Annotated in this window: 21 protein-coding genes; 8 read left to right on the plus strand and 13 right to left on the minus strand. The window is 50.6% G+C overall.

Annotation, left to right across the window (positions count from 1 at the left end):
* Positions 1-116: 116 nt before the first annotated feature.
* The 5 genes from mnmE to rpmH form a co-directional block, all read right to left on the minus strand.
* On the minus strand, positions 117-1,478 hold the full coding sequence (gene mnmE, locus L2725_RS21405; protein WP_249250849.1) for a tRNA uridine-5-carboxymethylaminomethyl(34) synthesis GTPase MnmE: 1,362 nt from the start codon (positions 1,476-1,478) through the stop codon (positions 117-119).
* Between the two features lie 344 nt (positions 1,479-1,822).
* Positions 1,823-3,430: a membrane protein insertase YidC gene (gene yidC, locus L2725_RS21415; RefSeq protein ID WP_249250851.1), complete on the minus strand. Its 1,608-nt coding sequence runs from the start codon at positions 3,428-3,430 to the stop codon at positions 1,823-1,825.
* A gap of 4 nt (positions 3,431-3,434) precedes the next feature.
* Positions 3,435-3,689, minus strand: a complete 255-nt coding sequence (gene yidD / locus L2725_RS21420; RefSeq protein WP_115138924.1) for a membrane protein insertion efficiency factor YidD — start codon at positions 3,687-3,689, stop codon at positions 3,435-3,437.
* Positions 3,656-4,012 (minus strand): ribonuclease P protein component, encoded by a 357-nt coding sequence (rnpA, locus tag L2725_RS21425; protein WP_115138925.1) that lies wholly within the window; start codon positions 4,010-4,012, stop codon positions 3,656-3,658. The genes yidD and rnpA overlap by 34 nt, the downstream gene beginning before the upstream one ends.
* A gap of 17 nt (positions 4,013-4,029) precedes the next feature.
* Complete coding sequence (gene rpmH, locus L2725_RS21430; protein ID WP_011758135.1) at positions 4,030-4,167, minus strand: 50S ribosomal protein L34; 138 nt, start codon at positions 4,165-4,167, stop codon at positions 4,030-4,032.
* A gap of 474 nt (positions 4,168-4,641) precedes the next feature.
* Here rpmH and dnaA point away from each other — a divergent pair, with 474 nt between their 5' ends.
* The 5 genes from dnaA to L2725_RS21455 all read left to right on the plus strand — a co-directional run bounded on the left by dnaA (position 4,642) and on the right by L2725_RS21455 (position 11,898).
* A complete protein-coding gene (gene dnaA, locus L2725_RS21435) occupies positions 4,642-6,018 on the plus strand; it encodes a chromosomal replication initiator protein DnaA (protein WP_115138926.1) in 1,377 nt (458 codons plus the stop codon).
* An 18-nt stretch (positions 6,019-6,036) separates the two neighbouring features.
* Positions 6,037-7,137, plus strand: a complete 1,101-nt coding sequence (gene dnaN, locus L2725_RS21440; RefSeq protein ID WP_248937735.1) for a DNA polymerase III subunit beta — start codon at positions 6,037-6,039, stop codon at positions 7,135-7,137.
* 45 nt (positions 7,138-7,182) lie between these two features.
* On the plus strand, positions 7,183-8,265 hold the full coding sequence (gene recF / locus L2725_RS21445) for a DNA replication/repair protein RecF (RefSeq protein ID WP_249250853.1): 1,083 nt from the start codon (positions 7,183-7,185) through the stop codon (positions 8,263-8,265).
* 16 nt (positions 8,266-8,281) lie between these two features.
* Complete coding sequence (gene gyrB, locus L2725_RS21450) at positions 8,282-10,699, plus strand: DNA topoisomerase (ATP-hydrolyzing) subunit B (RefSeq protein ID WP_249250855.1); 2,418 nt, start codon at positions 8,282-8,284, stop codon at positions 10,697-10,699.
* Between the two features lie 125 nt (positions 10,700-10,824).
* Positions 10,825-11,898, plus strand: a complete 1,074-nt coding sequence (locus L2725_RS21455) for an HDOD domain-containing protein (RefSeq protein WP_249250856.1) — start codon at positions 10,825-10,827, stop codon at positions 11,896-11,898.
* 86 nt (positions 11,899-11,984) lie between these two features.
* Here the strand turns inward: L2725_RS21455 and glyS are convergent, their stop codons facing one another.
* Positions 11,985-14,054: a glycine--tRNA ligase subunit beta gene (gene glyS, locus L2725_RS21460; RefSeq protein ID WP_249250857.1), complete on the minus strand. Its 2,070-nt coding sequence runs from the start codon at positions 14,052-14,054 to the stop codon at positions 11,985-11,987.
* Positions 14,055-14,065: 11 nt separating this feature from the next.
* On the minus strand, positions 14,066-14,971 hold the full coding sequence (gene glyQ / locus L2725_RS21465; protein ID WP_115138931.1) for a glycine--tRNA ligase subunit alpha: 906 nt from the start codon (positions 14,969-14,971) through the stop codon (positions 14,066-14,068).
* A 185-nt stretch (positions 14,972-15,156) separates the two neighbouring features.
* Between glyQ and L2725_RS21470 the strand changes: the two genes are divergently transcribed.
* A complete protein-coding gene (locus L2725_RS21470) occupies positions 15,157-15,741 on the plus strand; it encodes a DNA-3-methyladenine glycosylase I (RefSeq protein ID WP_249250877.1) in 585 nt (194 codons plus the stop codon).
* Positions 15,742-15,846: 105 nt separating this feature from the next.
* On the opposite strand, the gene L2725_RS21475 is transcribed toward L2725_RS21470, so the two are convergent.
* The 6 genes from L2725_RS21475 to fadB form a co-directional block, all read right to left on the minus strand.
* Positions 15,847-19,032: an amidohydrolase family protein gene (locus L2725_RS21475; RefSeq protein ID WP_249250858.1), complete on the minus strand. Its 3,186-nt coding sequence runs from the start codon at positions 19,030-19,032 to the stop codon at positions 15,847-15,849.
* 239 nt (positions 19,033-19,271) lie between these two features.
* Positions 19,272-19,709, minus strand: coding sequence for an MOSC domain-containing protein (locus L2725_RS21480; protein ID WP_249250859.1), 438 nt, complete (start codon positions 19,707-19,709; stop codon positions 19,272-19,274).
* A 10-nt stretch (positions 19,710-19,719) separates the two neighbouring features.
* The gene (gene tusA / locus L2725_RS21485) at positions 19,720-19,968 is read right to left on the minus strand and encodes a sulfurtransferase TusA (protein WP_115138935.1); all 249 of its coding nucleotides are present in this window, start codon (positions 19,966-19,968) and stop codon (positions 19,720-19,722) included.
* Positions 19,969-20,115: 147 nt separating this feature from the next.
* Entirely contained in the window at positions 20,116-21,198 is a 1,083-nt protein-coding gene (locus L2725_RS21490) for a GGDEF domain-containing protein (RefSeq protein WP_249250860.1), read from the minus strand.
* A gap of 170 nt (positions 21,199-21,368) precedes the next feature.
* Positions 21,369-22,532, minus strand: coding sequence for an acetyl-CoA C-acyltransferase FadA (gene fadA / locus L2725_RS21495; protein ID WP_248937726.1), 1,164 nt, complete (start codon positions 22,530-22,532; stop codon positions 21,369-21,371).
* A gap of 18 nt (positions 22,533-22,550) precedes the next feature.
* A complete protein-coding gene (gene fadB / locus L2725_RS21500) occupies positions 22,551-24,704 on the minus strand; it encodes a fatty acid oxidation complex subunit alpha FadB (RefSeq protein WP_249250861.1) in 2,154 nt (717 codons plus the stop codon).
* A 268-nt stretch (positions 24,705-24,972) separates the two neighbouring features.
* Between fadB and pepQ the strand changes: the two genes are divergently transcribed.
* The gene (gene pepQ / locus L2725_RS21505; RefSeq protein ID WP_249250863.1) at positions 24,973-26,292 is read left to right on the plus strand and encodes a Xaa-Pro dipeptidase; all 1,320 of its coding nucleotides are present in this window, start codon (positions 24,973-24,975) and stop codon (positions 26,290-26,292) included.
* Positions 26,285-26,899, plus strand: coding sequence for a YigZ family protein (locus tag L2725_RS21510; RefSeq protein ID WP_249250865.1), 615 nt, complete (start codon positions 26,285-26,287; stop codon positions 26,897-26,899). Before pepQ ends, L2725_RS21510 begins: the two co-directional genes overlap by 8 nt.
* Positions 26,900-26,966: the final 67 nt, after the last annotated feature.

Consider the following 26,966-nt stretch of genomic DNA (forward strand, 5'->3'; position numbering starts at 1 on the left):
ATTTTTTGAATATTTAACTGAACCTGGTGGAAAATTTGGGAAGTGGCGGGGAAATCCAGCCGAAAGCATGATAATCAGGCCATATTCCGATGATATGGCCCCGATTTTTATAAGGGTTACTTACCGATACAGAAGGAGCTGAAGATTTTGCCCAGCAGATCATCTGAGGTGAAGGTGCCGGTAATCTCAGACAGCGCTTGTTGAGTCATACGCAGCTCTTCAGCCAGCAGTTCTCCAGCCTGGAACACTTCAAGTTGCTCCTTACCGATTTGCAGGTGGTCGGCAGCCAGTTCAAGCGCTTCCAGATGGCGACGACGGGCAATAAAGCCACCCTCCAGATTACTCTGATAACCCATGAGGGATTTCAGGTGCTGTTTGAGACTCTCGACTCCCAGACCTGTTTTAGCTGAAATGCGGTAAACACTGTAGCCCTGTTCTTCGGTGGTCTCCAGTGGCTCACCTGTCAGATCTGCCTTGTTACGCACCACTGTCACGCCCAGGTTGGCTGGCAGGCGATCAATAAAATCAGGCCAGATATCATGGGGATCTATGGCTTCTGTGGTAGTGCCATCCACCATAAACAATACCCGATCAGCAGAATTAATTTCGCTCCAGGCGCGCTCAATACCAATTTGCTCAACAGTGTCTTCGGTATCACGCAGGCCCGCAGTATCGATAATATGCAGTGGCATGCCATCCAGATGAATATGCTCACGCAGCACGTCACGGGTGGTGCCGGCGATTTCAGTCACGATGGCTGACTCTTTACCTGCCAGAGCATTCAGCAGACTGGATTTACCAGCATTGGGACGACCGGCGATAACCACTTTCATCCCTTCGCGAATAATTGACCCCTGTTTGGCACTGGCCTGCACTTCATCCAGCTTGTCGATAATGCGATACAGGGCGGCGGCAATCTTACCGTCAGACAGGAAATCCACCTCTTCATCCGGGAAGTCGATGGCGGCTTCTACATACAGACGCAGGTTGGTGACCTGATCAACCAGTTCATGGACCTCTTTGGAGAACTCGCCCTGCAGGGATTGTAGCGCGCTTTTGGCTGCCTGCTCGCTGGTGGCGTCAATCAGATCGGCAATCGCTTCCGCCTGAGTCAGATCCAGCTTGTCATTCATAAAGGCCTGTTCACTGAACTCTCCCGGGCGGGCGATACGGATACCGGTGACTTCCAATACCCGCTTAATCAGCATATCCAGTACGATTTGACCACCGTGTCCCTGAAGTTCCAGTACATCTTCGCCGGTAAAGGAGTTGGGGCCTTTGAAGTACAGGGCTATGCCCTGATCCAGCACGGTACCGTCGGCGGCTTTAAAGTCGCAGTAATCAGCGTAACGAGGTTTGGGCAGATGACCCAACAGTGCCTCAGCGGCGTCCGTCGCCTTTGGGCCTGAGATACGAATAATACCGACACCGCCGCGTCCGGGAGCGGTAGCCTGTGCCACGATAGTCTCTGTTGTCACGCTCAATTACCTGTATTGCTAAGGGTCTGTTGACCTTTAATGGTTGAGTTTTGCTCGCTCTAGACGCGCTTTAATCGCGACGCAAGGTGTGTCGCCTAGTGGGCCTAAGCAAATACCTTGCAACAAAGAGTAAAGCGCGTATAGCCGAGCCCTTCGGGCAGCGTTTGTCGTCGCTTTCTACTGCATTAACGCTCATTTATGTAGAGCAACTACACCTCAATCGCGTTGCTTTGTATAAAACAACGACAAAAAGCTGCAAAAACCATCTTCAAAGGTGAACAGACCCTACTAAAAGAAAAGGCGGCCATTGGGGCCGCCTTGTGTTCAAGCTTTAGCCTGGAGGCTTATTTTAAGCCTTTTTTCTCCAGCTGGGCATAAATAATCTTCTGCTGGATAATGGCAACCAGGTTACCTACCAACCAGTACAGAACCAGACCGGCGGGGAACCACAGGAAGAATACGGTAAATACCACTGGCATCCACTGCATCATCTTCACCTGCATAGGGTCCATGGTTGGAGCCATAGGCTGCATTTTCTGCATCACATACATGGACACACCCATCAGAATAGGCAGTACATAGTATGGATCCTGTACCGACAGGTCATTAATCCACAGCATAAACGGCGCGTGGCGCAGTTCAACAGATTCCAGCAGTACCCAGTACAGAGCGATGAAGATTGGCATCTGCAGCAAGATAGGCAGACAGCCACCCATAGGGTTAACTTTCTCTTTCTTGTACAGCTCCATCATGGCCTGACCCATCTTCTGACGGTCATCACCATAACGCTCTTTCATCTCCTGCAGCTTAGGTTGCAGGTTACGCATCTTGGCCATGGAGGTGTACTGAGCTTTGGTCAGCGGGTACAGAGCACCACGTACAGTCAGGGTGATCAGGATAATCGCCACACCCCAGTTGCCAACAATGCTCTGGAAGAACATCAGCAGCTTGTAGATAGGTACAGCCAACCACCACAGGAAGCCGTAGTCCACTACCAGGTTCAGAGTTGGAGACAGTGCAGATAGAGCTGCCTGATCTTTAGGACCAACGTAGAACTTAGCTGCAACATTGTCAGTGGCACCTGGAGCAACAGTGAATACAGGCGTACGGAAGCCAATGTTGGCTACACCATTGCTTTCACGGGTAAACAGAATGTTTTGCTCATTCGCCTGAGGTACCCAGGCTGACACAAAGTAGTGTTGCAACATGGCAACCCAACCGCCCTGAGTTTCTTCTTTCAGGTTGGCTTTGGCCATCTCTTCAAAGTCATACTTTTCGTAGCGTTCTTTTTCAGTAGAGAAAGCACCACCGCGATAAGTTGGCATCATCATGCTGGAGTCACTTGCACGCACGGTCTGCTTGATTTGACCATACATCTGCATTTTTAGCGGTTCAGCAGAAGTGTTGTGAATACGGTAATCAACACCAATATCGAACTCGCCCTTACGGAAAGAGAAGATTTTGGTGAAGGTTGCGCCATTCTCAGCTGTGTAAGTCAGTGGCACGTCCAGCGTGTCGCCTGTCATTACATACTCAGTCTTGGCTGCGGTGAAGTGAGCACGACCGTCAACAGAGTCGATACCATTGGCACCAATCAGACCACTTTGGGCGATATAAGTGAAACCAGGGGTTTGCTCAAGCAGAACGAAAGGCTCATCTTTGCCCAGTTCCAGCTTATGAGACAGCAGAGCTGCATAAACGATGTCACCACCTACAGGACTGATTTTCACATCCAGCTGGTCGGTTTTAACCGTGATAAGGTCCTTTGAGACAGCTACCGTTGCCGGTACTGATGCGTCCGATTCAGGAACATCGGTACTGTGTTGAACAGTTTGAGTGGCCACATTGGTCTGAGCCTGAGCTTGTGGCGCTTTATCTGCCTGCCACTGTTGCCACAGCAGAAAGCTGACAAACAGCAGACCGATCAGCAATATATTGCGTTGAGATTCCATAACCTTATTTATTACACCTGTCGTTTTTAGGGGGGACGGGATCACTACCGCCGGGATGTAAAGGGTGACATTTTAATATGCGTTTGATGGCAAACCAACTACCTTTCACAGTTCCGTGAATTCGGATGGCTTCAATAGCATAATTGGAGCATGTCGGAGTGAAACGACATCGAGGTCCCAGGAGGGGACTGATGAAAATTTGATAGCCGCGGATAACCGCGGTCGTCAGCCATTGTAGCGGCGAGAGAGTTTTCGCCATAGCTTTTCTATCAACTTGTTGAGCTCGGCATTTTCCATAGCCAAAACACCACCTCTGACCAGTACAACAATGTCAATCGGCGGCAACTCATGCTGATTCAAACGGAAACTTTCGCGGACCAGGCGTTTTACCCGGTTACGTTGGTTAGCACGTCGAACGTGTTTCTTTGCAACAGTCAAACCCAAGCGCGGATGGTTCTCCGAATTCGGAATGGCAAGCAAAGTTATTTCAGCAGAAGAGGCTTTGATAGGGTTGGAAAATACAGATTTGAATTGCGCGGGAGTTAACAGACGTAACTCCCGCGAAAAGGTGTAGCCAGTCACCTGAAGCTATGCTCCGATTAGGCAGACAGGCGTGCACGACCTTTGGCGCGGCGACGAGCCAGCACCTTACGGCCGTTGGCAGTAGCCATGCGAGCGCGGAAGCCGTGAGAACGCTTGCGCTTCAGGTTGCTTGGTTGAAAAGTACGTTTACTCATGATTTGGCAATCCGTCTTTATAGGTTAACGTTACCTTATCTCTATCGCCTTTAGCTTAAAGCTAATCAACAGGCCAGAGGTAAGGACAAAAAAGAGGCCGAATTGTAATCACTTTAGGAAATGGCGTCAACACACATTACCCAGTCTTTGATTAATTCGCTCTGTGCCCACTTCGACCTTATTCAGATCAAAACACCACAAAGTGTGGATAACTCTGTGAAGAGCCACTACATCTGGTAGATCTCACCTCAAAAGGTGTGATCGCGGGCCGGTGATTATAGATCAATAGCGATCGCTTTATAAAGCGGCTTTTATGGGGCTTGCAGCGATAAAAAGATCGCAGAAGATCTTGACTCCGGGCAGTGGATTTGTTTCTGCGATCTTGCTGTTGATAAATCGCTTTTAAGGATAGCGATCCTTTGGATCTCACTATAGAATAACCCCCTTTCGGTTGATCTTTTGGGGATAAGTTCAGTGGCTGTTTCGCTTTGGCAACAATGTATCGGTAGACTGCAGGATGAGCTTTCTGCACAACAATTCAGTATGTGGATTAGACCGTTACAGGCTGAAATGGAAGGCGATACTCTGGTGTTGTATGCACCAAACCGCTTTGTACTGGACTGGGTCAGAGACAAATACCTGAACATGATCGCTCAGTTCTTCACTGAGCAGATGGGTAACGATGCCCCAAAACTGCGCTTTGATATCGGCAGCCGCCCCTCTGCCCGACCTGCTACGCCTGCACCTGCTGCGGCGCGTCCAGCGACTGCCGCAGCCAAACCAACTACCTCATTTAACAGTGTTGAACCTGTAGTGGCACCTGCCGGTCACCGCAGCAATATTAACCCTACCTATCAGTTCGATAACTTTGTTGAAGGTAAATCGAACCAACTGGGTAAGGCCGCCGCACTGCAGGTTGCCGAGAATCCGGGTGGTGCCTATAACCCCTTGTTCCTTTATGGCGGTACAGGTTTGGGTAAAACCCACCTGTTGCACGCAGTGGGTAACGGCATTATCAAGAACAACCCAAATGCCAAAGTGGTTTACATGCATTCTGAACGATTTGTTCAGGACATGGTTAAAGCACTGCAAAACAATGCCATCGAAGAGTTCAAACGCTACTACCGCAGTGTTGATGCGCTGTTTATCGATGATATTCAGTTTTTTGCCAATAAAGACAGATCCCAGGAAGAGTTCTTCCACACCTTTAACGCTTTGTTGGAAGGTAACCACCAGATCATTCTGACCTCTGATCGCTATCCAAAGGAGATCGATGGGGTAGAAGATCGTCTTAAGTCCCGCTTCGGCTGGGGCCTGACCGTTGCCATTGAACCGCCGGAACTGGAAACCCGGGTGGCGATTCTGATGCGCAAGGCTCAGGAGAGTGGTATTAACCTGCCCGATGAAGTGGCTTTCTTTATCGCCAAGCGACTGAGATCCAACGTCCGTGAATTGGAAGGCGCCCTGAACCGGGTGATTGCCAACGCCAACTTCACCGGTCGACCTATTACCATTGATTTTGTTAGAGAAGCGCTTCGCGACCTCTTGGCTCTGCAGGAAAAATTGGTCACTATAGACAATATCCAAAAGACAGTAGCTGAGTACTACAAGATCAAGATGGCAGATATGCTGTCCAAGCGTCGCTCCCGCAGTGTTGCCCGTCCACGTCAAATGGCGATGGCGTTGGCCAAGGAGTTGACCAACCAGAGCTTGCCGGAAATTGGCGATGCCTTTGGCGGACGTGACCATACAACGGTATTGCATGCCTGTCGCAAGATTGCTCAGCTGCGTGAAGAAAGCCACGACATTAAAGAAGATTACGCGAACCTGATCCGCACCTTGTCTTCCTAACATCGGGAACTGAAGATAATGAAATTTTCAATCGATAGGGATGCCCTGTTAAAGCCGCTTCAACTGGTGAGCGGTGCCGTAGAGCGCCGTCACAACCTGCCTATTCTGTCTAACCTGCTGGTGGAGGTGAGTGCTAACTCACTCAAGATGACCGGTACTGATCTGGAAGTGGAACTGGTGGGCCAGGCTCAAGTCCATGGCGACATTCAGGAAGGCCGTACCACAGTGCCGGCCAAGAAGTTGCTGGATATTGTGAAGTCTTTGCCTGAGCAAACAGAACTCAAGATCGAGCAGCAGGATAACAAGTGGTTATTACGCTGTGGCCGCAGCCGTTTCTCGCTGGCCACTTTGCCTGCAGAAGAGTATCCAAACGTCGATGCTTTCCAGAGCGATATCGAATTTACCCTGAAGCAGGGCACTATCAAGTCTCTGATAGATGCCACTCAATTCTCCATGGCCAACCAGGATGTGCGTTATTACCTGAATGGTCTGCTGATTGAAACCGAGGGCAGTGTAGTACGAGCTGTGGCGACCGATGGTCACCGTCTGGCGCTGAGCCACAGAGCCCTGGAAGTGAACCTGCCGGAAAAACAGGTCATCGTGCCACGTAAAGGTGTCACTGAACTGTCCCGTCTGCTGGACAGCGAAGATCAGGATATCCATATCGCCATTGGCGAGAACGCTATCCGCGCTACCACGGCGACTGCAGTATTCACCAGTAAGCTGGTTGATGGACGCTTCCCTGACTATCGCCGTGTGTTGCCAAAGGGCGGTGATAAAGTTGTGATTGCGACCCGCCAGTCGCTGAAACAAGCGCTGACCCGTGCATCTATCCTCTCCAATGAGAAGTTCCGCGGTGTGCGTATTCAGTTGGAACCTGATCTGCTGAAAATCACTGCCAATAACCCTGAGCAGGAAGAGGCAGAAGAGATCATTGATGTTGAATATCAGTCCCAGCCACTGGAGATTGGGTTTAACGTTTCCTATCTGCTGGATGTGCTCAACAATCTGCGCAGCGAAGATGTCCGCATTACTTTGCTGGACGGCAACTCAAGTGCATTGATTGAAAACCACGTGGAAGAAGATTCCATGTACGTGGTGATGCCAATGCGTCTCTAGTTTAGGTAAACCGCCGGCCTTTGCCGGCGGTACTGTTTTCAGCACATGAGTCTTATTCGCCTCAAAATCGATACCTTTCGCAATATTGATTCAGCCCAATTGCTTCCCGGCGATGGGCTGAATTTGATCTATGGCCTTAACGGCAGTGGCAAAACCAGTATTCTGGAAGCCATCTACTTTCTGGGAATGGGTCGTTCCTTTCGCAGTCACCTTTCCCAAAGGGTGATAAATACTGATGCTGATCAGCTGACTGTGTTTGCCGTGATGCAGCATGCTCGAGGTGAAGATAAAGTGGGTTTCCGCCGCAGTCGTAATGGCGATACTGAAGTCCGCATTAATGGCGACAAGGTTAAACGTCTGTCGGTGCTGGCCGAGACCCTGCCTATTCAGGTGATCACTCCTGAGAGCTTTTCTTTGCTGTTTGAAGGCCCTAAATCCCGTCGTCAGTTTATCGATTGGGGAGCATTTCATTCAGATCCCCATTTTTACCAGGCATGGACCAATACCCGCCGTATTCTCAAGCAGAGAAACCAGTTGCTCAGGGACGGATCTTCCTATTCCAATATCCAATTCTGGGACAGGGAATTGGTTCGATATGCCGAGCAGGTAACATCCATCCGAAACGCTTATGTAGACTCGTTAAATGAGCTGTTAAAGGGTATAATCGGAGAGTTTTTACCACGGGTTTCTGTTAAGGTGTCTTTTACCCGTGGCTGGGACAGTAAAACGGACTTGGCTCAGTTACTTGAGACCCAATATCAACGTGATCTGTCACTGGGACACACAGTCAGTGGCCCCCATAAAGCAGACCTTCGTCTGCGGGTGGGAAATCTACCGGCACAGGATGCTCTTTCACGGGGGCAATTAAAGTTGCTGGTATGCGCGCTGCGCATTGCCCAGGGCAAATTGCTTAAACAGCAATCGGACAAAAACAGCATATATCTGGTGGACGATTTGCCATCAGAGTTGGACGCCGACCACAGGCGGCTGTTGTTGAAGCAATTAACCGATACCGGTGCTCAGGTGTTTGTTACCGCTATTGAACCTTCAGCCATAGTCGACTCGCTCCACCGGGCTCCAAGCAGGATGTTCCATGTGGAACACGGGCGTGTAACGCAAGTTGAATAAACGACGAGAGAATAATATGTCAGAGAATAGTTACGATTCTTCGAGTATTAAGGTTCTTAAGGGCCTTGATGCAGTACGTAAAAGACCTGGGATGTATATTGGTGACACCGATGATGGCACAGGCCTGCATCACATGGTATTCGAAGTAGTCGATAACTCTATCGATGAAGCTTTGGCTGGCCACTGTAGTGATATCACCATCACTATCCATACCGATGGCTCTGTGTCCGTACAGGATGATGGCCGTGGTATTCCGGTAGCCATTCACCCAGAAGAGGGCGTGTCTGCTGCCGAAGTGATCATGACTGTACTGCACGCCGGCGGTAAGTTCGATGACAACTCCTATAAGGTATCCGGTGGTCTGCACGGTGTGGGTGTTTCCGTAGTAAACGCTCTGTCTGAAAAACTGCAGCTGACTATTCGCCGTGAAGGTAAGGTTCACGAGCAGTTTTATACTCATGGTGTGCCTGATACGCCAATCGCCGTAGTGGGCGAAGCGACCAAGACTGGTACCATGATCCGTTTCTGGCCAAGTCATGAGACCTTCTCTGACACTTTGTTCCACTATGAGATTCTGGCCAAGCGTGTACGCGAGCTGTCATTCCTGAACTCAGGTGTGGGCATTCGTCTGGTAGACGAGCGCGACAACAAAGATGATTTCTTCAAATATGAAGGTGGTATCAGCGCCTTCGTTGAATACCTGAACCGCAACAAGACTCCGGTTAACAAAGACGTATTCCACTTCACCGCTGAGCGTGAAGAAGATGGTATTACCGTTGAAGTCGCCATGCAGTGGAATGACGGTTTCCAGGAAAACATTTACTGTTTTACCAACAACATCCCTCAGCGTGATGGTGGTACTCACCTGGCAGGTTTCCGTGGCGCTTTGACCCGTAACCTGAACAACTATATGGAGCGTGAAGGCTTCAATAAGAAGGGTAAGACCAACGCTACAGGTGATGATGCCCGTGAAGGTTTGACTGCCGTAATCTCAGTGAAAGTGCCTGATCCAAAGTTCAGCTCCCAGACCAAAGACAAGCTGGTATCCAGTGAAGTTAAAGGCGCAGTTGAGCAGACCATGGGTGAGCGTCTGAATGATTACCTGCTGGAAAATCCTGCTGATGCCAAGATGATTGTTGGCAAGATTATCGACGCAGCCCGTGCCCGTGAAGCAGCCCGTAAAGCCCGTGAGATGACCCGTCGTAAGGGTGCTTTGGATCTGGGTGGTCTGCCGGGTAAGCTGGCTGACTGTCAGGAGAAAGACCCTGGTCTTTCCGAAATCTACATAGTGGAGGGTGACTCGGCCGGCGGATCCGCCAAACAGGGCCGAAACCGTAAGAATCAGGCGATTCTGCCACTGAAAGGTAAGATCCTGAACGTAGAAAAAGCGCGCTTCGATAAGATGCTGTCTTCTCAGGAAGTGGCTACGCTGATCACTGCACTTGGCTGTGGTATCGGCCGCGATGAGTACGATCCGGACAAGACCCGTTACCACAACATCATCATCATGACGGATGCTGACGTCGACGGCTCACACATTCGTACGCTGCTGTTGACCTTCTTCTTCCGTCAGATGCCTGAACTGATTGAGCGCGGTTATGTGTATATCGCCCAGCCACCTCTGTACAAAGTGAAAAAAGGTAAGCAGGAGCAGTATCTGAAAGATGAAGCTGCCCGTATCGAGTATCTGACTACTCAGGCACTGGATAACGCCAGCCTGTACTCTTCACCGGGTACCCCGGGTATGAGCGGTGAGCCTCTGGAGCGTCTGGTAAACCAGTATCGCGAAGTGGAAAACACCATTGATCGCCTGTCTCAGCGTTACCCTGAAGTGGTAACTGACCGCATGATCTATCATCCTGCAGTGACTGTTGAGATGCTGAACGATGAAGCAACTATCGCAGCCTGGTGTCAGGCTCTGGTTGATGACCTGACCGAGCGTGAAAGCTCTGGTGTGTTGTACAGCGCAATGCCAGTACTTGACCCTGAACGTAATGTGTACCTGCCTCAGGTAACCATTCGTAAGCATGGTATCGATACTCACTATCTGTTCAGCTATGACTTTATCCAATCTGCTGATTACCAGCGCATTGTGAAGATGGGTCAGGCGTTGGATGGCTTGGTTGAAGATGGCGGCTATGTGCAACGTGGTGAGCGTACCAAAGAGGTAGACAACTTTGTTGATGCTCTGGACTGGTTAATGTCTGAATCCAAGCGTGGCCTTTATATCCAGCGCTATAAGGGTCTGGGTGAGATGAACCCTGAGCAATTGTGGGAAACCACTATGGACCCTGAACAGCGTCGTATGCTGCAGGTGACCATTGAAGATGCTATTGGCGCTGATCAGCTGTTCAATACCCTGATGGGTGACCAGGTTGAACCTCGTCGTGACTTCATTGAAGCCAACGCATTGAACGCAACTCTGGACGTCTAATACACCCTCTTAAAGAAACCGGCCCAGTGCCGGTTTTTTTGTGTCTGCAATTTCTGAATAGCATCAAAAGTCTGACTTATACTTAAAACAAAGCCTGGATATATAACCAATCAGGAAGCCGAGCTTTGTTTAAAAAAATAATAAAATCCGTATTTAACCTACGGGATGAGCACGAGCTCAAAAATGAGAATGTGTTTAAAAGCAGCGAACGAAAGGTGGTCGAACAGCAGGCTAAAGAGGCGGTCAGGTCTCAGCCCCAGCAGGCACCTTCAACCAGCCAGACCCATGCTCAGACCAATCATATCGATGTCACCGCCCTGTTCTACAGCCTGTTGTTTCAGGCGGGTAGTGAGGACTCAGGAGGTGTGGCCAATACCCTCGAAAAACAGGTGATTGAAGCGGTAACCGAAGCGCTGGCGTCGCCGCAGCAGATCGCCAACAACGTCTTGTCTCTGCCCAGTCGGCTGGTGGAACTGGATAATCAACTAAAACACCCGGACACGGATATCGAGGGGATCCTGGCCTTGCTCCAACAGGATCCCGTATTGAGCGTAGAGGTGCTTAAGTTGTGTAATTCTCCGGCATTTCGTCTCAGTCAAAAGGAGATTTCCGGGTTGCAGCAGGCAGTAGTTCAGCTGGGCCGGGAACAGATCCGCCAGATGGTGGCATCCTGCATGGTCAAGGAAATGATGGATATCAAACCCATCTATTTTCGCCGTTTTGGGGCGCAAATCTGGCGCCACTCCCAGCAGGTTGCCTGGTTGGCGGGGCAGTTTGCCGACCGGGAACAGGCGGATGATGCCTTTATGATTGCGTTGGTGCACGACGTTGGCAAGATAGCGATATTTAAGATGCTGCTTGATGCATTTGCCCAATCAGAGCAGGGTGAACAACCCTGTTCTTCTCTGTTCCGGCAGGTGATGACGGCCCGCAGTCTGACGCTCAGCGCTGTTTTGGCCAATTGCTGGCATCTGCCTGAGACTATTACCGAAACATTGTCGCAGTTAGCAGCCGTTGATGGCCAGCCAGAAGAGGGGATATCTCTGGTTATCTGGCGTGCCAACCTGGTGAGTGAGCTCTACATGCTTAATGAGTCCGGCAAGTTGGAACCCAATGTGCTGACGGCATTGCAACAAAGGGCCGGGGTAACCCCCGAGGAGTTTGATGCGCTCAGTGTTCACTTGAAACAGATACAGTAAATAAAAAAACGCGCCCAAGGGCGCGTTTTTCTTTAGTGGATAACCAGTTATCGCTAATCGGTCATCAATAATCTCATTGATAGCGATTATTGCAGTAGAGAGATATCGGCTACGTGCAGGAACTGCTCACGCAACTGATTCAGCAGCGCCAGACGGTTGTTACGCAGAGCCATATCATCAGCCATTACCATCACGTCTTCGAAGAAGGCATCAACGGCATCGCGCAGGCTGGCCAGCAAAGTCAGCGCCTGCTGGTACTCACCGGCAGCAAACAGTGGTGCCAGCTGTGGCTGCAGTTCTGCCAGCTTGGCAGCCAGAGCTTGCTCAGCTGCTTCGGTCAACAGTTCAGGCTTAATCTCGGTTGGCAGTTCGCCTTTCACCTTGGCCAGAATGTTGGAAACACGCTTATTGGCTGCTGCCAGTGCCAGAGCTTCATCCATGGTACGGAAGTGAGCTACGGCCAGGATACGGGCATCAAAGTCAGCCGGGCGGGTTGGACGACGGGCCAGTACAGCCAGGATAACATCAGTGCTGATGCCTTTGTCCTGATACCAGGCGCGGAAACGGGCCATCAGGAACTCCAGTACCTCTTCAGCAGCATTGGCGTTGGTGAGGTTGTCACCGTGCAGCTCAATACCTTTGGCGATAAGGCTCACCAGGTCCAGTGGCAGCTTGTTGTCTACGATAATACGTAGCACACCAATAGCGGCACGACGCAGCGCAAATGGATCGGCTGCACCTTTTGGAGCCTGGCCGATACCGAAGATACCTGTCAGGGTATCCAGCTTCTCAGCCAGGGCTACCGCGCAGGAAACACCGGCGGTCGGTACGGTATCACCGGAGAACTTAGGCTTGTACTGCTCTTCCTGTGCCACTGCTACGGCTTCAGTTTCACCGTCCAGGCGGGCATAGTGCATACCCATGGTGCCCTGGGTGTCGGTAAACTCCATCACCATATTGGTCATCAGGTCTGCTTTGGACAGCAGGCCTGCGCGTTCAGCGTCAGCCTGGTTGGCATCAATACCGGCAGCAATAAAGCCAGCCAGTTTGGATATACGCTCAACACGGGCCTTCAGGGTGCCCAGCTTTTGCTGGAATACCACTGTTTCCAGGCTGGCCAGACGGGATTCCAGAGTCTGCTTCTTGTCGGTGTTAAAGAAGAACTCGGCGTCGGCCAGACGTGGACGAACAACCTTCTCGTTACCAGAGATAACCTGCTGAGGATCTTTGGAAATGATGTTGGATACGAAGATAAAGTTAGGCAGCAGCTTGCCTTCCTTGTCGAACACAGGGAAGTACTTCTGGTCACCCTTCATGGTATAAACCAGGGCTTCGGCAGGAACCGCCAGGAACTTGTCTTCAAAAGAGGCGGTCAGTACCACTGGCCACTCAATCAAAGAGGTCACTTCTTCCAGCAGATCTTCTTCAATATTCGGGATACCGCCAATCTGCTGTGCCGCTTTCTCTGCGTCTGCTTTGATAATGGCTTTACGGGCTTCGTAGTCAGCCATGACCTTGCCACGTTCCAACAGGGCAGCCAGATAGTTATCAGCATGGTCCAGCTCGAAGCTGGACTCGCCCATAAAGCGGTGACCGCGTACGGTACGAGCCGATTCAATACCCAGCAGTTCGCCGGCAATCAACTCACCACCCATCAGCATAGTCACAGTGTGAACAGGGCGGATAAATTGAGTCTTGTTGGAACCCCAGCGCATTGGCTTGGGGATTGGCAGCTTGTCCAAGGCGCGCTGCGCCATGGCTGCAACCAGAGTCTTGGTTTCTGCACCTTCAACCTTGGCGCGATATACCAGCCATTCGCCTTTATCTGTCGCCAGACGCTCAGCCTGATCAACACTGATGCCGTTACCACGGGCCCAGCCCTGAGCGGCCTTGGTTGGGTTACCTTCAGCGTCAAACGCGGAGCTGACAGCCGGGCCGCGTTTCTCAACAATCTTGTCTTCCTGAGCCAGTGCCAGACCGTCGATTTTCAGTGCCAGGCGACGGGGAGCGGCAAACCACTGGCTGTTTTCAAACGCCAGATCAGCCTTGTTCAGCTCTTCGGTAAAGTTGGCCAGGAAAGATTCAGCCAGTGTACGCAGAGCTTTTGGTGGCAGTTCTTCAGTGCCGAGTTCAATCAGCAGGTTTTGATATTTCATTGATATTACCTCTACTTACACATTGGGAAGCCCAGTGCCTCACGGGACTGGTAATAAGCTTCTGCCACGGCTTTTGCCAGGGTACGTACGCGCAGGATATAGCGCTGACGCTCAGTCACAGAGATTGCGTGACGGGCATCCAGCAGGTTGAAAGCATGAGAGGCTTTCATCACTTGCTCGTAGGCTGGCAGAGGTAATGGGGTTTCCAGAGACAGCAGGTGCTGACACATCTTTTCGCACTCGTCGAAAACCTGGAACAGGAAGTCCACGTTGGCGTGCTCGAAGTTGTAAGTAGACTGCTCTACTTCGTTCTGGTGGAACACATCACCATAGGTAATGCGACCCATAGGACCGTCGGTCCATACCAGATCATAAACACTGTCTACGCCTTGAATATACATAGCCAGACGTTCCAGACCATAGGTGATTTCGCCGGTTACCGGAGAGCACTCCAGGCCACCTACTTGCTGGAAGTAAGTGAACTGAGTCACTTCCATACCGTTCAGCCAAACTTCCCAGCCCAGACCCCAGGCACCCAGAGTAGGGGATTCCCAGTTGTCTTCCACGAAGCGAATATCGTGTACCTGAGTGTCGATACCCAAAGCTTCAAGAGAGCCCAGGTACAGTTCCTGAATATTATCAGGAGAAGGCTTGAGCACTACCTGGAACTGGTAGTAATGCTGCAGACGGTTAGGGTTGTCACCATAACGACCATCGGTAGGACGACGGGAAGGCTGCACATAAGCGCTGCTCATTGGCTCAGGGCCCAGAGAACGCAGGAAGGTTTGCGGATGGAATGTACCAGCACCCACTTCCATGTCTAAAGGTTGGACAATGGCACAGCCCTGCTGCGCCCAATATTCCTGCAGGGTCAGGATGAAACCCTGGAATGTTTTCACGTCGTGTTTGCTAGTCATATTACTGCTGTCAGGCTGAATATAGAAAATGGTTCAGATTATACCTTGTGGACGGAGTCTTATGTAGGTTAATTTTTAACGGATTAGCCCATAAATCCTGTGTTGGGCTGGGGGAGTTCTCTCAACTTTTGTTTGCCACAGAGTTGCTCCCCTTAATGGTCTGGAAAGTTTCACAAGGAGCCGGAATGTCAGAGTTGAAACGTTGCACCTGGGTAAGCAGTGATCCTCAATATCTGGAATATCACGACAAAGTTTGGGGTCGACCTGTTTATGATGACCGGGAGCTGTTCGCCAAGCTCTGTCTTGATGGTCAACAAGCGGGTTTATCATGGTTAACCATACTAAAGAAACAAAAGAACTATGAGCAGGCTTTTGCTGATTTTGATCCCTACAAAATAGCTCAATTCGACCAGAATAAGGTGGAGGAGTTACTCCAGAATCCGGGAATAGTACGTAACCGTCTAAAGGTTAATTCCATTATTAAGAATGCCAGAGCTTATGTTGCCTTTGTGGATGGTGGCAATGACTTCGGTAAATTCCTGTGGGATTTTGTCGGCGGTAAGCCGATTCAAAATAGTTTCAGCCGGGACGATGCGTTACCTGCACAAACACCAGAGTCAGAGGCGATGTCAAAAGCACTGAAGAAGCTTGGGTTTAATTTTGTTGGCCCAACTATTGTTTACGCTTTTATGCAGGCAGTCGGGATGGTGAACGATCATCTGATTGATTGCCACTGCTATCAGGATTGCAAGGCCTTGGGTAAAGATTGAGAATTTGAGTGTGCTGAGGTCAGCTGAATCTGAGTCCGGTTTACAAAATAAAAGGAGTGTTCCACGTGGAACACTCCTTTTTTGTTTACAGTGTTTTAGGCGAGACTACTTTTCTTCAAAGAAGAAAGGCTGGCGTTCGCGCTTGTCGCCATTCAGCTCATTCATGGTTTCGGCATCATAGAGTTTACCGTTCACCATGGTGTAGCTGACCTTGTCTGTGACCCGGATATCTTCCAGCGGGTTACCATCGATCACTATGATGTCGGCCAGCTTACCCGGAGTCAGTGAGCCAACCTGATGGTCCATGGCAAAGTGTTTGGCCGGATTGATGGTAGCCGTTTTCAGAGCTTCAAGGTTACTCATCCCGCCCTGGGCAAACATCCAGATTTCCCAATGGGCACCCAGTCCTTCACGTTGACCATGTGCACCAATGTTGGATCTAATGCCCAACTCATTTATCTCATTGGCGATACGCACCACGTTGAAGTGGTTGTAGTGCTCATCCGGTGCGGTTGGGCGACGCATAGAGCGAGCATCCAACAGGTCGCCAGGAACATACTTTGACAGGCGAGGGTGTGCCCACACTTCTGTCTTGTCGTACCAATAGTTCTCACCCGCGATACCACCATAGGCCACATTCAGCGTCGGAGTGTAGCCAACCTCAGTTTGGCTCCAGAACTGCTTGATGTCGTTATAGATGGCTGCCGCAGGCAGTGAGTGTTCGATACCTGTATGGCCATCGGTAATCATGGTCAGGTTATGCTGCATCAAACTACCACCCTCAGGTACCACCATCATTTCCAGTTCACGGGCAGCGGCTATAACTTGCTGACGTTGATTACGGCGTGGCTGGTTGTAACTCTTCACACTGAATGCGCCAACCTTTTTAAGACGTTCAAGGTGGAATTTTGCGTCATCCAATGAGTCTACATGTGACGTGTAACCTGGCAGGTTTGCACCATACAGAATGGTGCCTGTGCTGAATATACGTGGGCCTGCAATCTTGCCGGCTTTCTGGAGTTCAGATGCAGAGAATATCTCAGTGGTGTCGTTGGATGGGTCATGGATAGAGGTCACACCAAAGGTGAGGCCTGCATACAGTTCCCAATTTTGCTGAGGGATAATTTCGTTCTCACCCTGAGCGCCATGGGCATGGGCATCAAACAGTCCCGGCATAATTGTTTTGCCGGCAATGTCATAAACCTTTGCACTTTCAGGAATACTTGTGGTGCTGTCACCTACTGCAACTATCTTGTTGTCTTTAACTACAACAACGCCATTTTGAATGACTTTATTGTTATCTGGACCATCCATAGTGACAACCTGGCCGCCAACAAATGCAATTGTTCCACGTGGAACATCTGCTTCTTGCTCGAACCCTATTGCGGTAACTGTTGGTTTGACCTCATCTTCTGATTGATAACCAGTATCGACCTTAGCTTGGTATAAGTCAGGCCCCAGGGTCCAATACAAGGAGTTATTATCGCCACCCCAACTGATGCTTTCACCGGCACGGATACTGAGTTGAGCTACCGGCAGGTTACTGGCTTTAGGGCCTATCTCAACCGTCTCGCCATGTTTTGCAAACGGGGTGACAAACACCTTGAAGCGCTCTGCGAATGCCAGGTGCTCACCGTCAGGGCTGATGCGGAACTCAGTCGCATGCTTGCTGGTGTAGTGGGTACGCTTCTCATGACCATTAATATTGATGGATGAGAACTGAGGAGTCTTGCCGGACTCCATAAAATAGACGCGGTCATTATCTTCACCAAACTGAGGCTGAAAGCCTGAGGCGGTGATTTTGGTCAGGCCATTACCTTTCAGGTCGACCCAGTAGATACCTGGGTTAGTTGACCATGTTCTTGGGGTGATATAGCCGCCTTTGGCTTTACGGAATACCACAGCTTTTCCATCTGGGCTAAAGGTTGGCTCAACATATTTACCGGGTTCTTCAGTCAGTGTAGTGACACGCTTACGGCGAACATCTATCACTTTTACGCTTCCCTGTTCCTGATCATTCCAGGTGGTAAACACTATGCGTTTGCCATCACGGGACCACTGGGGGAAGAGTTCATTTTGGTTATCATCGAGCTTGGTGAGGCGCTTCACATCACCATCAGGTAACGATTTCACCCAGAGCTTACCCAGGGCTTCATACACCACACGCTTGCCATCAGGAGACACCTGAGCCATACGCAGCATTTTTACCGGGAACTCTGATTCATCCAGATTCTGGGTATAACGCACGGCAGGTTGAACATCCATTTTGGTTTCTACCGCAAATGGGATCTGTTCAACCTGTTTGTTGTCGATATCCAGCTTGTTGATTTTACCTTTAGCCCAAAACAGGATCTCATCACTGTCAGGTGTCCATGACATGGTTGGGTAAACGCCATGGATAGCCCAGGTTTCCTGCATATCCCGGTCGAGGTCTCCAAACAGCTTCTGTGTTTGGCCCGACTTAAGGTCAAGCAAGTAGAGAGAAGACTGGAAACCATCGCGCTTAATATAGGCCAGCTTGTTACCATCAGGACTTGGGGTTGGGCGAATGGCCCCACCTGTGCCTTCAATCAGGACTTCAATATCACCGGTTTGAGTATCGTAACGCTTAATCTTGTAGATACCTTTCACGGAATCCTTGGAGTAGTGGAAGGTCTTGCCCGGAGTCGCATCCTGACTGAAGTAGATATAACGACCATCAGGAGAGTAGGCGGGTTCACCCAGATCTTTTTGTTCATTTGGACGTTCGGTCAGTTTGACGCCTGTTCCGCCTGCGACATGGTAGAGCCATACTTCACCGGCACCCAGGCTGCGGCTGGCGGTGAAGTGTTTGCGGGCGACCAGGTACTGGGAGTCAGGACTCCATGCAGGGCTGTTAAGCAGACGAAAGGTTTCTGAGGTAACCGCTCGTGGATTCTTTCCATCGGCATCCATAACCCAGATATTGTCTCCGCCATCTTCATCCGAGGTGAAGGCGATATATTTTCCGTTCGGGCTGTACACGGGTTGCATCTGCCAGGCGATGCCGCTGGCCAGCACTTCTGCCTTGCCACCTTTGGCCGGTATGCGATAGATGTCCCCCAGCAGGTCGAAGACGATATATTTGCCATCAGGCGACATGGACACGTTCATCCATGTCCCCTCATTCACATTAATTGTTACCTGCTCAAGTGGAGCATTAGCGGGGGCGTTAACTTGCCAGGCTTCCGTAGACTCGCTGGCGGCCACTGTGGCGCTGCCGAATGTCATCGCCAGTGCCAGACTGATGGGCTTGAATTTTGAAGGGATCATATAAGCTTTCCTGCTCTTATTTTTCGTTATTTCTGGTGTGTCGAATAACCGGCTTTGCAAAGGTTCATTGAGGAACTGTGTGGAATATTCCCTGCCGCGATGAAGTTATCTCATAATTTAAGGGCCATGAGTACCTATAGTTTGCAACAAGTGGTTGGCAAAAATGTAAAGTCCCAGGCAATAAAAAGGACCCCTGTACAGGAGTCCTTAAATAAAATAATGGGGTTCTTTGATTGTGGTTATGCGGCAGTAATACTATCCATTACGGTAATCTGGCCAGACTCAATAACCCGACAGGTGACGCCACCACGCCAGTCAACAGCGAGAGCTGCTTCAAGCCCAGGGCAAGCCATTTCCATTTTCTTGCATGGGTCGGTTTCACCAGTCACTTCCAGTACCAGATCACCAATAATGAGTTGTTTACCGACAAAGCTGGCATTGAACTCCACGCCATCTACCATGATATTGGCCCGGCGGGTCGTCCAGGGAAGATCCTGTTCTACTGTCTCACAGGCGGCTTGCCATTGTTGACGGGACATTACAGTGACCTGGCGTTTTCCTGGTCTGCCGTAAATATCCTGTCCAACACCTGATTCCTTGGTAACCAGTGCGGTGGAGACTTCCTGCATGGCCCCGCGCTTTTGGGTTTTATAGGCTATAGCAACGACCTGTGGCATAACATTTTCCTTATGAAAGACCTTTCTTAATCAGGTAACGATAGGGCAGTTCGTCCGTATTACTGGCTATCAGGGTATGGTCCATAAACTGACAGAAACTTGGAATGTCTCTGGTAGTTGCCGGGTCATCGGCAATAATCAGCAGGGTTTCGCCCTCTGCCATATGGCGAACTGTTTTACGAACCATCATCACGGGTTCTGGGCATCTTAACCCCAATGCATCCAATTGATGTTGGGCCGACTCAAATACGTCGCTCATATTTCCTCTGTTGAACGGACTAACTGAAGTTGCACAATATTACTGCACCATAGGTGATAAACCAAGGCAAGGGGAGAGATGTTCCACGTGGAACATCTCTATCTCTGATGAGCTGACGTTCGGTAAATCATGGTGGCTAAGCCAGAGCTATTTTATGCGAGACACCTTCCCTTTTTTGGAAGACTTGGCTTTATACATCAACTTATCTGCCTCGCTAATCAAGTGGTCTATAGAGGAGATGTCCTTAGGTCGCTGAGTGACCAAACCGAAGCTAATTTCAAGTCCTTCGGTGTTTGAAACCAGCTGTTGGAATTTCTCTGTGAAAATGGTGTCGAGCGTAGGATGGTCACAATCAGGGCAGAGGATAAGGAATTCATCTCCGCCAATCCTGAAACACAGATGGTCGGGATACGCTATGGCGCGAATGATATCGGCGAGCTGGCATAAGATCTCATCGCCTCTGTCATGGCCCTCAATATCGTTAATCTCTTTGAAATTATCTATATCTATGTAGACAGCCGAAATCAGATGTCCCCTGCGCTTACAGGAGGAAATAAGCTTTGGTGCCTGTTGGTTGAGGAAGTGTCGATTGTGGAGTTGAGTCAGGGTATCGGTATTGGTTAACCGGGTCAGCTCATTGTTGAGCCCTTCCACCTTTTCTGCATATCTGAGAGAACGGTTTCGTTCGTTTTCAACCTCTGCCATTAATGCATTTTGATAGGTCTCAATAATCAGGCTGGTGTCGAAGGCGATCAATCTGTCCAGTGCCAAACAAGTATGTTGAGTTCGTTCAGCGGACATTGGGGAATCGATAAAGAGTCTCGCGAGACGGCCCTTCAGAAAGGACACTCCAGCGAGGAACATTCTGACATTCACCCCAATGCGTTTATGCACGACGCCAATCCTGAGCCGGAAATTGACATAGTCCATATCGTAATCACCAAGAAACAGCGTCTCTATATACTCCTCCAGCGAGGCTTTAAGTCTGGACAGGGTCTCTGCATCGCCAATCAACAGGGCGGCATCATTATCATTGAGTTGCTCGTTATAAAAGGCACTGGCGAGGCTTTCCAGGTTTTCCATTACTAAAGCGTGCGCGTGCATTAGATGCTGACAATCGGAGTCGGTTATTCCGAAATCATCCTTCATGTTTTGCAGTCTTATCTCGTTGAGTCGAACCTGCTCCGACAACATCTTGGTGGCCCGTTCCTTGGGGGGGATTATATGCATCCTGAATTCTGCCTGTTGGTTTACCCTTACTTAATTAAAGACCTCCGTGGCAAAATTTCCATGATTGAGCTATATCCGATAGGTATTTCATCGATTAATGGGCGATATAAAAAAACCGACCTGTGAAGGTCGGTTTTTGCGTTGTTAATATCCGGGCGAATAGTCAGGTATTACACCCTTTCAAACACAGTGGCGATACCCTGACCCAAACCGATACACATGGTGGCCAGACCCAACTGAGCATCCTTGTGTTCCATCAGGTTGATCAGTGTTGTGGAGATACGCGCTCCTGAACAGCCCAGTGGGTGACCTAGGGCGATAGCGCCGCCATTAAGGTTAATCTTGTCATCCACTACATCAAGCAGTCCCAGATCTTTAACGCATGGCAGCGACTGAGCCGCAAAGGCTTCGTTCAACTCAATCACATCCATATCTGCAACTGTGAGGCCTGCACGGGCCAATGCTTTCTGAGTGGCTGGCACAGGACCATAACCCATAATCGCCGGGTCACATCCGGCAACAGCCATGGACTTCACCCGGGCGCGGATTTTCAGACCCAGCGCTTTTGCCTTTTCCTCTTCCATGACCAGCATAGCGGAGGCGCCGTCTGACAGTGCCGAAGAGGTACCTGCCGTCACAGTGCCACTTACCGGATCAAATACCGGGCGCAGACCAGACAGAGATTCAATTGAGGTTTCAGGGCGAATCACTTCGTCATAGTCCACTTTAATCAGCGCACCATCGGCATCGTGACCTTCAATAGCGACAATCTCATTGGCGAAGCGTCCTTCAACACTGGCGGCATGAGCACGCTGGTGTGAACGTACGGCAAACTCATCCTGCATTTCACGGCTGATGTTGTGCATACGACCCAGCATCTCAGCGGTCAGCCCCATCATCGCAGACGCCTTGGCCACATTGTTGGCCAGTGCCGGGTGGAAGTCGACACCATGGTTCATGGGTACGTGTCCCATGTGCTCAACACCACCAATAATGAAGGTGTCGCCCATGCCTGTCATGATGGCTCTGGATGCCTGATGCAATGCTTCCATAGAGGAGCCGCACAGGCGGTTTACCGTTACGGCACCTGCTTGCTTGGGAATGCCTGCCAACAGGGAAGCGTTACGGGCAATATTGAATCCCTGTTCCAGAGTTTGCTGTACACAACCCCAGATAACATCTTCAATCTCATTGGGGTCGACCTGGGGGTTACGTACCAGCAATGCCTTCATCAGCTCTGCAGACAGAGTCTCTGCACGGACATTACGGAAAACACCACCCTTGGAGCGGCCCATGGGAGTACGGATACAATCGACTATTACTGCTTGTTTCATTTTAAATTCCTCTCCCTGTTAACCGGCCTGGTAGTAGCTGCCGTTATTGGCGGCCAGTTCACGCATCTTGTCAGTGACCTGATACAGACCACCGAGGTGTGCATACTTGTCTGCCAGCTCAACAAAGTTGGCCACACCCATGGTATCCAGATAACGGAAGACGCCGCCGCGGAACATAGGGAAGCCCAAGCCATATATCAGGCCCATATCCGCTTCAGCTGGAGAGGCGATAATGCCTTCTTCCAGACAACGCACGGTTTCGATAATCATAGGGATCATGGTGCGGGCGATAATTTCATCGCTGCTGAACTCTTTGGTGTCGCCATATTCGGCGCTCAGCAGGCTGACTGCCTCTGCATCCATTTCCTTCTTGGGCTTGCCACGCTTGTCAGTGGTGTAGCTGTAGAAGCCTTTACCATTCTTCTGACCCAGGCGCTGGTTTTCAAACATGATGTCGATAGCATCACGACCCGTCTTACCCATGCGGTCCGGGAAGCCTTCGGCCATAACAGCCTGTGCATGGTGACCGGTATCCAGGCCCACTACATCCAGCAGGTAAGCCGGACCCATAGGCCAACCGAACTGCTTTTCCATCACCTTGTCGATAGCGGAGAAATCACCGCCGTCCGCCAGCAGACCGTTAAAGCCGGCGAAGTAGGGGAAGAGTACGCGGTTTACAAAGAAGCCTGGGCAGTCATTAACCACAATCGGGGTTTTGCCCATCTTGCTGGCATAAGCCACTACTGAGGCGATGGTTTCATCTGAGGTCTTTTCACCACGAATTACTTCCACCAGCGGCATACGATGAACCGGGTTAAAGAAGTGCATGCCACAGAAGCGCTCAGGCTTACTCATGCTCTTGGCCAGCAGGTCAATGGAGATAGTTGAGGTATTGGACGCTATGATGGTGTTATCACCCACCTGGCCTTCAACTTCAGCCAACACCATGGATTTAACTTTTGGGTTCTCGACCACTGCTTCAACCACCACATCGGCATGGGCTACCGGTGCATAGTCCAGTGATGGGGTGATGTTGTTCAGCACTTTTGCCATCTTGGCTGGGGTTGAACGGCCACGTTCGACCTGCTTGGACAGCAACTTGGCCGCTTCATTCAGGCCCAGGTCCAGTGCGCCCTGAGCGATGTCTTTCATCACGATAGGCGTGCCTTTGCTGGCGCTCTGGTAGGCGATACCGCCACCCATAATACCTGCACCCAGTACAGCGGCCTGGTTAATCGGGTTGGCCTGCTTGGCAGCTTTCTTGGCCTTGCCTTTAACCAGTTGGTCATTGAGGAACAAGCCGATCAGCGCGGTTGCGACATCCGTTTTTGCCAATTGGGCAAAGGCTTTGTGCTCAACCTGCAGCGCTTCAGTGCGGCCAAATCCGGCGGCAGCTTCTACCACATTAACCGCAGCCATTGGGGCTGGGTAATGCTTGCCGGCCAGCTTGAACACCATGCCCTTGGCAGTGGTAAAGCTCATCATGGCTTCCAGCTTGGGCAGTGTCAGTGGCGATTGCTTACGCTCACGACGCCCTTGCCAGTCCAGCTTGCCACTGATGGCATCATTCAGCATATTCAGCGCGGCCTGCTCCAGCTTGTCCGGGGCGACTACAGCGTCTACTGCGCCAACCGCCAATGCGGCATCCGGGCGCTGCTCTTTACCTGAAGTGATCCACTCCAGCGCGTTGTCGGCGCCAATCACACGTGGCAGCCGCACTGTGCCGCCAAAGCCCGGGATAATACCCAGTTTGGTTTCAGGCAGGCCGATGCGGGCAGTGGTGTCTGCAACTCGCAAGTCGGTGGCCAGAATAGTTTCACAGCCGCCACCCAGAGCGAAGCCCTTGATTGCAGACAGGGTTGGGAAGGGCAGATCCTCCAGCTTGTTGAACACGGCGTTAGCCTGCTCCAGCCAGCCCCGCAGGACGTCATCACTTTGGGCAAACAGCCCCAGAAATTCGGTAATGTCGGCACCAACAATAAAGGTGTCTTTGCCACTGGTCAGCAGCAAACCTTTGATGTCACTTTGAGCCTGAATGGCATCAAGCGCCTGGTTTAGGGAGTCCAGGGTTTCCCGGTCAAACTTGTTTACCGAGCCCTGAGAATCGAAGCACAGACGTGCCACCTGATTGTCCAGTAACTCGACCTGAATCGTGGGACTTTGGTAGATCATTTGCTTGCATCCTTATTGCTGTGGCGGGCTTACCATTGAGTTGCTTTACCCAATCCATCTTTTCTGCAGCGTGGTCATGGTTTGACCAGTTTGCAGCTCAGTTTGCTTCCAATTAACACAAATTTCAACACCCAATTTAAACGATCGTTTAACTTTAATCACCTGGCTGAAATATATTACCCCTGTGATACACTGCTGATATCCTCGATTTGAGGGACTGGGACAGCAAATACTTAATATTTTTAACTCATTACACTAGGTGAAGAGAATGGAACACTTGTCTGAACTTTATCGGGACCACCTGAATATTTTAAACGCCAGAGCCAAAGAGATTCTCACCAGAGAAAAAATGGCGGGTTTGGTGATCCATTCAGGACAGTTACACCGTCAGTTTCTCGATGATATGGACTATCCGTTCAAAGTGAATCCTCACTTCAAAGCCTGGGTGCCTGTGGTCGACAACCCCAACTCCTGGCTGGTGATTAATGGTGTAGATAAACCCAAACTGCTGTTCTACAAACCACAGGACTTCTGGCATAAGGTTGCCGATATTCCCGATGATTACTGGACGCCTCATGTGGATATTCAGATCCTGACCAAAGCGGATCAGGTGGCTGAATATCTGCCGTCTAATCTCAATGACTGGGCCTATATTGGCGAACATTTGGATGTCGCTGAAGTGTTGGGGCTGAGCGCACGCAATCCTGACGCTGTGATGCACTATCTGCACTTCCATCGTGCCAGCAAAACACCATACGAACTGGCTTGTATGCGTGAAGCCAATCGCATTGCTGTACTGGGCCACACTGCGGCCAAGGAGGCTTTCTTCGGTGGTGGCAGTGAGTACGATATCCTGCTGGCCTATCTTGCCGCCACGGGTCAGGGGGAGAATGATCTTCCCTATGGCAATATTATTGGCCTTAATGAAAACGCAGCGATTCTTCATTACATGGTGCAGGAGCGAAAGGCTCCCGCTCAACGGCACTCATTCTTAATTGATGCGGGGGCTTCCTGCGTAGGATATGCCGCCGACATTACCCGCACTTATGCCTTTGAGAAAAACCCTTTCTATGACCTGATTAAAGCGATGGATCAGCTGCAGTTGGCAGTCATTGATATGATGGCGCCCGGCGTCAAATACGCAGACCTGCATCAGGCCACACATGACAAGCTGGCTTCGGTGTTGCTTGATGCGGGACTGGCGACAGGAACGGCGGAGGATTTGTTGGCTTCCGGTGTTACCCGTGCCTTCTTCCCCCATGGGCTGGGCCATATGATTGGTCTGCAGGTGCATGATGTGGGTGGGTTTGCTCAGGATGATAGAGGCACTCATCTGGCTGCTCCTGAATCTCACCCATTCCTGCGCTGTACCCGAGCCCTTGAAGCGGGACAGGTGCTGACCATTGAGCCCGGTCTGTATATCATTGACTCCCTGTTGGCTGATCTGCAGCCCGCCGCCAAAGCTTTGGTTAATTGGTCGGCGGTTGACCAATTCCGTCCATTCGGTGGTATCCGCATTGAAGATAATGTGGTGGTGCATGCAGACAGCATTGAGAATATGACCCGAGAGTGTGGATTAGTTGACTGAGTCTTACCCGGTACCGGCCGCTGAGCTGGTATTTGAAGAGGAGATAAAACACAGCCGTTTTATCTCCCTTTTGTTTCGTTGTGAAAGCCCGGAGCAGTTCCGGCAGGCACTCGCCGATATTCGAGTGCGCTATCCAGGTGCGACCCATTACTGTCAGGCTTTTGTATCCGGTAAGCCCGGTTGCACTATGACTGCTGGCTTCAGTGATGATGGTGAACCTGCCGGCAGTGCAGGTCGTCCTATGCTGGCCGTGCTTCAAGGCTCTGGCATCGGCGAGATTGGCGCTGTTGTGGTGCGCTACTACGGTGGTATTAAATTGGGTGTCGGTGGCTTGGTGCGAGCCTATGCATCCGGCGTGAAACAGGCATTGCCTCAACTGCAGACCGAGTTAAAGTTGCTCAGGTACCCTGCAGCGCTTGAGTGCGACTATGGGCTGTTGCGGGATGTTGAGTATGTGATTGAACGTCATCAGGGGGTTATCACCCACAGGGATTTTGGTGGCGCGGTTGCACTTGAGTTTGAGTTGCCTAAAAGTGAGCAAGAGGCACTTAATCTTCAGTTGGCAACTGTGAGTCAGGGGGCGGTTCAAGCCCGTTTTGACCAGTGAATGACCTGTGTCTTTATGCGAAAATGCAGGTTTTATTTTGACGTTGTGGTTTGGCCGCAACATGAAA

The organism is Shewanella corallii, assembly GCF_023349125.1.
Lineage (GTDB): Bacteria > Pseudomonadota > Gammaproteobacteria > Enterobacterales > Shewanellaceae > Shewanella > Shewanella corallii.

Bases quoted from the DNA above. Each gene is read 5' to 3' on its own strand.
- tusA (WP_115138935.1), bottom strand. From the start codon at position 19,968: ATGAGCGACGTATTTGAGTCGGCCCAACATCAATTGGATGCATTGGGG.
- recF (WP_249250853.1), top strand. From the start codon at position 7,183: ATGAGTCTTATTCGCCTCAAAATCGATACCTTTCGCAATATTGATTCA.
- L2725_RS21480 (WP_249250859.1), bottom strand. From the start codon at position 19,709: ATGCCACAGGTCGTTGCTATAGCCTATAAAACCCAAAAGCGCGGGGCC.
- fadB (WP_249250861.1), bottom strand. From the start codon at position 24,704: ATGATCTACCAAAGTCCCACGATTCAGGTCGAGTTACTGGACAATCAG.
- pepQ (WP_249250863.1), top strand. From the start codon at position 24,973: ATGGAACACTTGTCTGAACTTTATCGGGACCACCTGAATATTTTAAAC.
- L2725_RS21490 (WP_249250860.1), bottom strand. From the start codon at position 21,198: ATGCATATAATCCCCCCCAAGGAACGGGCCACCAAGATGTTGTCGGAG.
- fadA (WP_248937726.1), bottom strand. From the start codon at position 22,532: ATGAAACAAGCAGTAATAGTCGATTGTATCCGTACTCCCATGGGCCGC.
- L2725_RS21470 (WP_249250877.1), top strand. From the start codon at position 15,157: ATGTCAGAGTTGAAACGTTGCACCTGGGTAAGCAGTGATCCTCAATAT.
- glyQ (WP_115138931.1), bottom strand. From the start codon at position 14,971: ATGACTAGCAAACACGACGTGAAAACATTCCAGGGTTTCATCCTGACC.
- L2725_RS21475 (WP_249250858.1), bottom strand. From the start codon at position 19,032: ATGATCCCTTCAAAATTCAAGCCCATCAGTCTGGCACTGGCGATGACA.
- glyS (WP_249250857.1), bottom strand. From the start codon at position 14,054: ATGAAATATCAAAACCTGCTGATTGAACTCGGCACTGAAGAACTGCCA.
- rpmH (WP_011758135.1), bottom strand. From the start codon at position 4,167: ATGAGTAAACGTACTTTTCAACCAAGCAACCTGAAGCGCAAGCGTTCT.
- dnaN (WP_248937735.1), top strand. From the start codon at position 6,037: ATGAAATTTTCAATCGATAGGGATGCCCTGTTAAAGCCGCTTCAACTG.
- yidD (WP_115138924.1), bottom strand. From the start codon at position 3,689: ATGGCGAAAACTCTCTCGCCGCTACAATGGCTGACGACCGCGGTTATC.
- gyrB (WP_249250855.1), top strand. From the start codon at position 8,282: ATGTCAGAGAATAGTTACGATTCTTCGAGTATTAAGGTTCTTAAGGGC.
- yidC (WP_249250851.1), bottom strand. From the start codon at position 3,430: ATGGAATCTCAACGCAATATATTGCTGATCGGTCTGCTGTTTGTCAGC.